Below are 6,731 nucleotides of genomic sequence, written 5' to 3'. Positions count from 1 at the left end.
AGTGTGATTATATTCGGGCGGGAAAAAGACTGTTTATAGCTTAAAGGTGGGGCATTAATAGTTGTCAGGAAGGGCATTAATAGTTATCAGGTGGGGTATTAATAGTTATCAGGTAGGGTATTAATAGCTGATATTCAGCGGATTAATACTATACAGATAAAGGGAAAATATGGGGGGGATAGAGTATCGGAAAATCATACTGAATCTAATATAGCAAAATCATGATAATGATTTCTGCTTGTGGAAGAATAAGGGGCTAAAAGGATATGTAGGATGAGAGACCTAATCAGAAAGACTCACCTGAGATAGCAAAGTAGAAAAAGTATTAATGAAATATGAAGTAAAATAGAAAGTAAAACTTAAAAGTGTAAAGTAAATCCAGGCATAATCAATAAAAAAAGGAGAAAATAGTTTCAGAAGACGAAACTTTTTATTTCAACATATGAAACATTTATTTACTTTATAACATGGAATACTCGTATATAAGATACCCTCCATACATTCTATAACCGTATATAAACTAGAAATAATCTAAAGGCAATTATCATAATATATATTACCGCAAAACAAATGTAAAAAGTCCATTATTAAAGCCTTCACAGGCAATTAATCACTAATAAATAAAGAGGAGAAAAAAGAAGAATAAAAATAAAATATAAATAAAAACGTAATAACAGAATAATAATAAGTGATAATAAAACATACATATTTATTATTATCACTTCTAAAATCACTATCAAGGTATTACTTCATAAAAGTGATAATGAAATGAGCGAAAAAAAACTTCAGCAAGCAATTTTAGTTAAAAAATAGAGCAAAATGCTGAAACTGTGAAAGATTAATGTTTATTATGAAAAAACAAATGCAATTTCAATTTTAACTTAGCTAGTAAAGAATGTTTTTGTTCACATTGAATTAATTTCAGTGCAGTACTAAGCAAACAACGTGCACAAACATCGTCTTTAGTAGCCAATGAGCCACATTCAATATTATCAAATAAAGAAGCCCAATTTTCCTCCAAAAACAGAATTTTATCACTTGACCTTTCCAAATCAACCTTCATACGGCAAGAACAAACGCGGTTTTCCATAATTCATAAGTTTTAAATTACCGTTCCGCACTCCTTCTTGAAAAAGGGGCAGGAACTATTACTATTATTCCACTATAGGTTCTGGTAAACCTGCATACGAATAATGAGCAATAGCTCCACGCCCAGAGAATATATAACCAAAGTTATAATCAAACTGAACATGGAGACCTCTCATTTATTACCTGCGTATGCACAAATTTACCAGATTTATAGTGGCAGATAATAACTAGATATCTCCTAGTCTAAGAAACATATTTCTTAATGAAATACAATACAAAAGTAAACAATTTCCTTTATGAATATTACTCCAATTTCATTTTTTTATGTAAAAGATTAGAGAAAACAGCCAACCAGAATCATATCCTAGAACATTTCTGTTAAATCTTCGACATATCTCAAACAAAAGCATATTTTATCTGTTACCAAATACGACTTAAACATATTAACTTAAACTTTAAATTATGGCTAGAGAAAGTGTAAAAATCTTACAGGGAAAATTGGACATTGAAAGTTTAATTTCACAATTAAATGCAGCATTAGCTGAGGAATGGTTAGCATACTATCAATATTGGGTAGGTGCATTAGTTGTAGAGGGTGCAATGCGTGCCGATGTACAAGGAGAATTTGAAGAACATGCAGAAGAAGAGCGTCGTCATGCCCAATTGCTTGCAGACCGAATTATAGAACTGGAAGGTGTTCCAGTACTAGACCCTCAAAAGTGGTTTGAACTTGCCAGATGCAAGTATGATGCCCCCAAAGAATTTGATTCAGTCAGCCTATTGAAAGACAATGTAGCCTCTGAACGCTGTGCGATTCTACGTTATCAAGAGATTGCCAACTTTACTAATGGCAAAGATTTTACAACTTGTGACATTGCAAAGCATATTCTTGCTGAAGAAGAAGAACATGAGCAGGATCTACAGGATTATTTGACAGATATCGCCAGAATGAAGAAATCTTTCCTAGATAAGTAAATTCTAATTTAACCTGAGTTCTGCAATCTCAAAGTTCCTGTGTATAAACTCATAGAAATCTTTGTGCAAACTCAGGTTAAATTCACACAATAGATAAATCATCTGATATATTAATTCTGAAATTTATCCTGAACAAATAAAGAACCTTTGATATTATAAACAGCTATTTTTTACTATATGAAAACCGATAACGGAAACGTCCATTAGGTGCAGAATCCCCATCACACATACAAGTCTGGATATCTCCATCAGCAACTGCATTATCTATCCATTTAAAATCAATAGAAAAACCGGTATCAGTAGCAATAGAAAGGCTTCTTAACGGAATAGCCAACTCCATTTCATTATTCTTAATGCAATAAGAGATCGACTTCACTTTGTTCCAATTCCATCCGCCCATACATTTTTCCAAAAAAGTCTTTCCAGCAGTCACCCCTGTCCTATTCACTACAAATTCAAAACCTTCCCATGAAGGAGCATCACATCCACGCACCTGAAAAAACAGTTGCATCCAATTCATATCTTTATATGAAGTAATCGCTTCCGCAGTTTTTACATAAAAAAATAAATTAATTCCGTCAGTAGTTATTTTTGATAGAATTATATCATTTCTTCCAGTCGTATTTGTAAGTGTTCCCAAACGCCCCCAACCAAAATGATTACGATGTTTCGTATCTCCCTGATCGTCAGCATAAACTGCATCAACTCCAACCCAATCCATCATATTGCCATCAATTCTAATTCTATCTTTATTTCTTGTCACAGGTAATTTATGAACACCTTTAAACTTCCGAATATAATCTGCCAGCAAATAATAATAATTATCTCCAAAATCACCATTCAAAGGTTCAATATCTCTACTAAATTCATGATTGTATTGATCTACAAAATAAGTATCACCTTTTTGAACCGGTCGGTCAGGCATCGAAACTTCATTATCTCGGGATGCAATCTGGCGTTGAGCAGTCCATTCATTCCACCCTGTAAAGAATAAAAATGTAGGGTCCAACTCCATCGCCCAATTGAACTGACTCTGAAAATACTCACCTTTCCCCGAAGTGAAAACGACAGGTTCAGTATTAGTCTTTACATCAAAGCTACGCCCGATATTCGAAATCGGATGAGTAGCAGCTGCCACTGATACAAATTCATTCTTTCCTTCATGGATACCGGCTTGCTGAGGATACAATCCTGCCCAGGGCCATTTGTCTACACCGTCTCCAAACCAAGTATCCGCTCCTTTATTATTCCATAGATACCAAGAATGCCGTATAGTAAACATATCTTTGCAAGTAGCAGGTACAGCATCCGGATCTACCAAGATCAAAGGTTTATCCATCCATCGGAACCATAAGTCTTCATACAACTTCTTTTCATATATTTCTGAATAAAGAGTGTTAAATGTATTAGTTGGTGAAGAATTTAAGATAAAAGCAAACTGAGGGGTTGAACTACCTTCACGACGCATTTGAGTATAAATATCCAAAATTGTCTTTACAACAGGAACGTAAGTATAGGCATTGGTAACATCCAGAATAACAACATCCACACCTGCATCCGACAGCATTTGTGCATGTTTGCGGATCACCCATTCGTCATTTGAAACATAGTATCCAAGATAAGGTTCTCCCCAATGATGCATGACATGAGGAGGTCCCCATTGTGGTTGTACCGAATTCTTTGCTAATATTTTCGACAGATCATAAGGACTTTCCACATCCGTTGCTGTAGGTATCTGGACATCATTATGGTTGGCAGGTTTGTCATATCCATGGCAACCATGCCAAATAAAATAGAAAATACCTACATATTTATTTCTTCGCTCTGCTATATCCGGATAAATTGCAGTTTCAGGATCTATTTTATTACCTTGACCGTCTATCGCACACCACAAAGAAGGATCGACAATTACCATATTATTAGCCTTTCCCGTCTTATTTTGAGCTTCTGAAACAGAAACAAAGAGAAACAACAAACAAACATAAATTATTCTATAAAAAATCTGTTTATTCATATCGTATTATATATAATTATTTTATTTCTGTATTCACATATTTCACGACCTCTATAATATTTAATAAAATCTTCTTTTAAGAGAGTCTCACCTAAGCAAACTTCTATCAGAATAGTCTGTTCAACCATAATTTTAGATAATGCTCAATTTATGATGCCCCCAAGATATGGTTCGATTTGCATGACAAATACTAGAGTTTGTGATAGATATTTTCATTTCTCTTAAGAACTTCTAGCTGAAAGGAACACAATCTTAATTCATACAAAAATAGAATTAAGACCAAACTATCAGCATTTTTGATATTTCTCATCGATTGATTCATTAATCAAGGGTTATGTATGTTTACCTTCATTAAAAATGTGGCATAAATATACGACCAAATTATCATATAAAACAGAAAGTTACACATATTTTCTTTCCATTCATCTTCAAATGGGTAACCATTCGCCAATTTAATACCACTTATACCAAACTATTTTAGAGGAAAAGAGGAGAAAAATCTTTCTTTTTTCGTATTTTTGTCCCAATATGTATGTTTAATCTGAATAAACAACGAACTTTTACAAAAAGAATGAGAGTAATTGACTTAATACATAGTAACGAAAAAACAGCTTTTTCTTTTGAAATTCTACCTCCACTGAAAGGAACCGGAATTGAAAAGTTGTATCAAACGATCGACACTCTTCGAGAATTTGATCCGAAATATATCAATATTACCACCCATCGCAGTGAATACGTATATAGAGATTTAGGCAACGGGCTTTTCCAACGAAACCGTTTGAGAAGACGTCCGGGAACTGTTGCTGTAGCAGCTGCCATCCAAAATAAATATAATATCACGGTAGTCCCCCATATCTTATGTAGTGGTTTCACTCGTGAAGAGACCGAATATGTATTGCTGGATTTACAATTTCTGAATATCACAGAATTGCTCGTCCTGCGTGGTGACAAAGCTAAACACGAATCAGTATTCACTCCTGAAGGTGACGGATATTATCATGCAATCGACTTACAGGAACAAATCAATAATTTTAATAAAGGTATTTTTGTTGATGGTTCGGAAATGAAAGTTACAAGTTCTCCGTTCTCTTATGGAGTTGCCTGCTATCCGGAAAAGCACGAAGAAGCACCTAATATAGAATCGGATCTTTACTGGTTGAAAAAGAAAGTTGAAGCTGGAGCTGAATATGCAGTGACACAACTGTTTTATGATAACAATAAGTATTTCGAGTTTGTAGAACAAGCAAAAGCAGTTGGTATTAACGTACCTATTATTCCGGGTATTAAGCCTTTCAAAAAACTGTCTCAACTGAGTATGGTACCAAAAACATTTAAAGTAGACTTGCCGGAAGAGCTAGTAAAAGAAACTTTGAAATGCAAAAATGATACGGAAGCTGAACAAGTGGGGATCGAATGGTGTGTAATACAATGCAAGGAGTTGATGGCTCGCGGAGTTCCAAGTATCCACTTTTACTCCATCGGAGCCGTAGATAGTATTAAGGAAGTAGCAAAAGCAATTTATTGATATGTTTTTCAGAGATGTAATCGGACAAGAAGAAATTAAGCAACGACTTATTCTGGAAGTGAATGAAGGGCGGATTCCACATGCCCAACTCATTTGCGGAATGGAAGGAGTCGGCAAGATGCCATTGACCATTGCTTATGCACGCTACATAAGTTGTACCAACCGTGGTGAAACTGATGCTTGTGGTATATGTCCATCCTGCGTAAAATTTAATAAACTCGTTCATCCCGATGTACATTTTGTCTTTCCCATCGTCAAAAGTTCAAAAGGGAAACGCGAAGTTTGTGATGACTATATTGCTGACTGGCGTCTTTTTGTGCTAAATAATTCTTATTTCAATCTGAACCATTGGTTAAGCGACATGGATGCAGAGAACTCTCAGGCTTTGATTTATGCAAAAGAGAGTGACGAGATTCTAAAGAAACTTAGCCTGAAGTCTAGTGAGGGGGGCTTCAAAATTACAATTGTCTGGCTACCAGAAAAAATGCACCCGGTATGTGCCAACAAACTACTGAAATTACTAGAAGAACCACCTGAAAAGACAATCTTCTTACTCGTTTCAGAAGCACCGGATATGATTCTACCTACTATTCTTAGCCGTACCCAACGAATGAATGTACGTAGGATAGATGAAAGCAGCATTGACCGGGTACTTCAAACCAAGTATGGAATTCAACCCGCTGATAGTCTTTCCATAGCCCATCTGGCAAACGGAAACTTTATCAAGGCACTTGAAACCATTCATTTGAATGAAGAAAATCAATTGTTCTTTGATTTATTCGTTAGCCTGATGCGCTTATCTTATCAACGGAAAATCAAAGAGATGAAAATGTGGAGTGAACAGGTAGCCACTATGGGACGTGAACGTCAGAAGAACTTTTTGGAATATTGCCAACGCATGATCAGGGAAAACTTTATTTACAACCTACATCATCGTGACCTGACGTATATGACAATTAATGAACAAAATTTCGCAAGCCGCTTTGCTCCTTTCGTCAATGAACGCAATGTGATGGGGATCATGGACGAACTAAGTGAGGCACAACAACATATTGAACAAAATGTAAATGCTAAAATGGTATTTTTCGACTTCTCACTGAAGATGATTGTACTGTTGAAGCAATAAAT

The 6,731-nt window shown here is 35.2% G+C and carries 5 protein-coding genes; 3 read left to right on the top strand and 2 right to left on the bottom strand.

The genetic code is table 11. The features are described from left to right. Positions 1-838: 838 nt before the first annotated feature. Positions 839-1,090 carry a hypothetical protein gene (locus PHO71_RS15935; RefSeq protein ID WP_300205197.1) on the bottom strand — a complete coding sequence of 84 codons (252 nt, stop codon included), beginning with the start codon at positions 1,088-1,090 and terminating at the stop codon, positions 839-841. Between the two features lie 461 nt (positions 1,091-1,551). Here PHO71_RS15935 and PHO71_RS15930 point away from each other — a divergent pair, with 461 nt between their 5' ends. Continuing rightward, positions 1,552-2,064 (top strand): ferritin-like domain-containing protein, encoded by a 513-nt coding sequence (locus PHO71_RS15930; protein ID WP_300205195.1) that lies wholly within the window; start codon positions 1,552-1,554, stop codon positions 2,062-2,064. A 163-nt stretch (positions 2,065-2,227) separates the two neighbouring features. Here PHO71_RS15930 and PHO71_RS15925 read toward each other — a convergent pair whose 3' ends face one another. Next, positions 2,228-4,078: a hypothetical protein gene (locus PHO71_RS15925; protein ID WP_300205193.1), complete on the bottom strand. Its 1,851-nt coding sequence runs from the start codon at positions 4,076-4,078 to the stop codon at positions 2,228-2,230. A gap of 571 nt (positions 4,079-4,649) precedes the next feature. Between PHO71_RS15925 and metF the strand changes: the two genes are divergently transcribed. Next, positions 4,650-5,603 carry a methylenetetrahydrofolate reductase [NAD(P)H] gene (metF, locus tag PHO71_RS15920; protein ID WP_300205191.1) on the top strand — a complete coding sequence of 318 codons (954 nt, stop codon included), beginning with the start codon at positions 4,650-4,652 and terminating at the stop codon, positions 5,601-5,603. Between the two features lies 1 nt (position 5,604). Then, positions 5,605-6,729: a DNA polymerase III subunit delta gene (locus PHO71_RS15915; protein WP_300205189.1), complete on the top strand. Its 1,125-nt coding sequence runs from the start codon at positions 5,605-5,607 to the stop codon at positions 6,727-6,729. The last annotated feature ends 2 nt before the right edge of the window (positions 6,730-6,731 follow it).

Source organism: Bacteroides sp. (genome assembly GCF_028690125.1).
Taxonomy (GTDB): Bacteria; Bacteroidota; Bacteroidia; order Bacteroidales; family Bacteroidaceae; genus Bacteroides.
Note: the sequence above shows the minus strand (reverse complement) of the source record. Positions and strands in the feature narration are given on the sequence as shown.

Excerpts from the sequence above, each read along its gene's own strand:
- PHO71_RS15915 (WP_300205189.1), top strand. The coding sequence starts at position 5,605 with ATGTTTTTCAGAGATGTAATCGGACAAGAAGAAATTAAGCAACGACTT.
- PHO71_RS15935 (WP_300205197.1), bottom strand. The coding sequence starts at position 1,090 with ATGGAAAACCGCGTTTGTTCTTGCCGTATGAAGGTTGATTTGGAAAGG.
- PHO71_RS15930 (WP_300205195.1), top strand. The coding sequence starts at position 1,552 with ATGGCTAGAGAAAGTGTAAAAATCTTACAGGGAAAATTGGACATTGAA.
- metF (WP_300205191.1), top strand. The coding sequence starts at position 4,650 with ATGAGAGTAATTGACTTAATACATAGTAACGAAAAAACAGCTTTTTCT.
- PHO71_RS15925 (WP_300205193.1), bottom strand. The coding sequence starts at position 4,078 with ATGAATAAACAGATTTTTTATAGAATAATTTATGTTTGTTTGTTGTTT.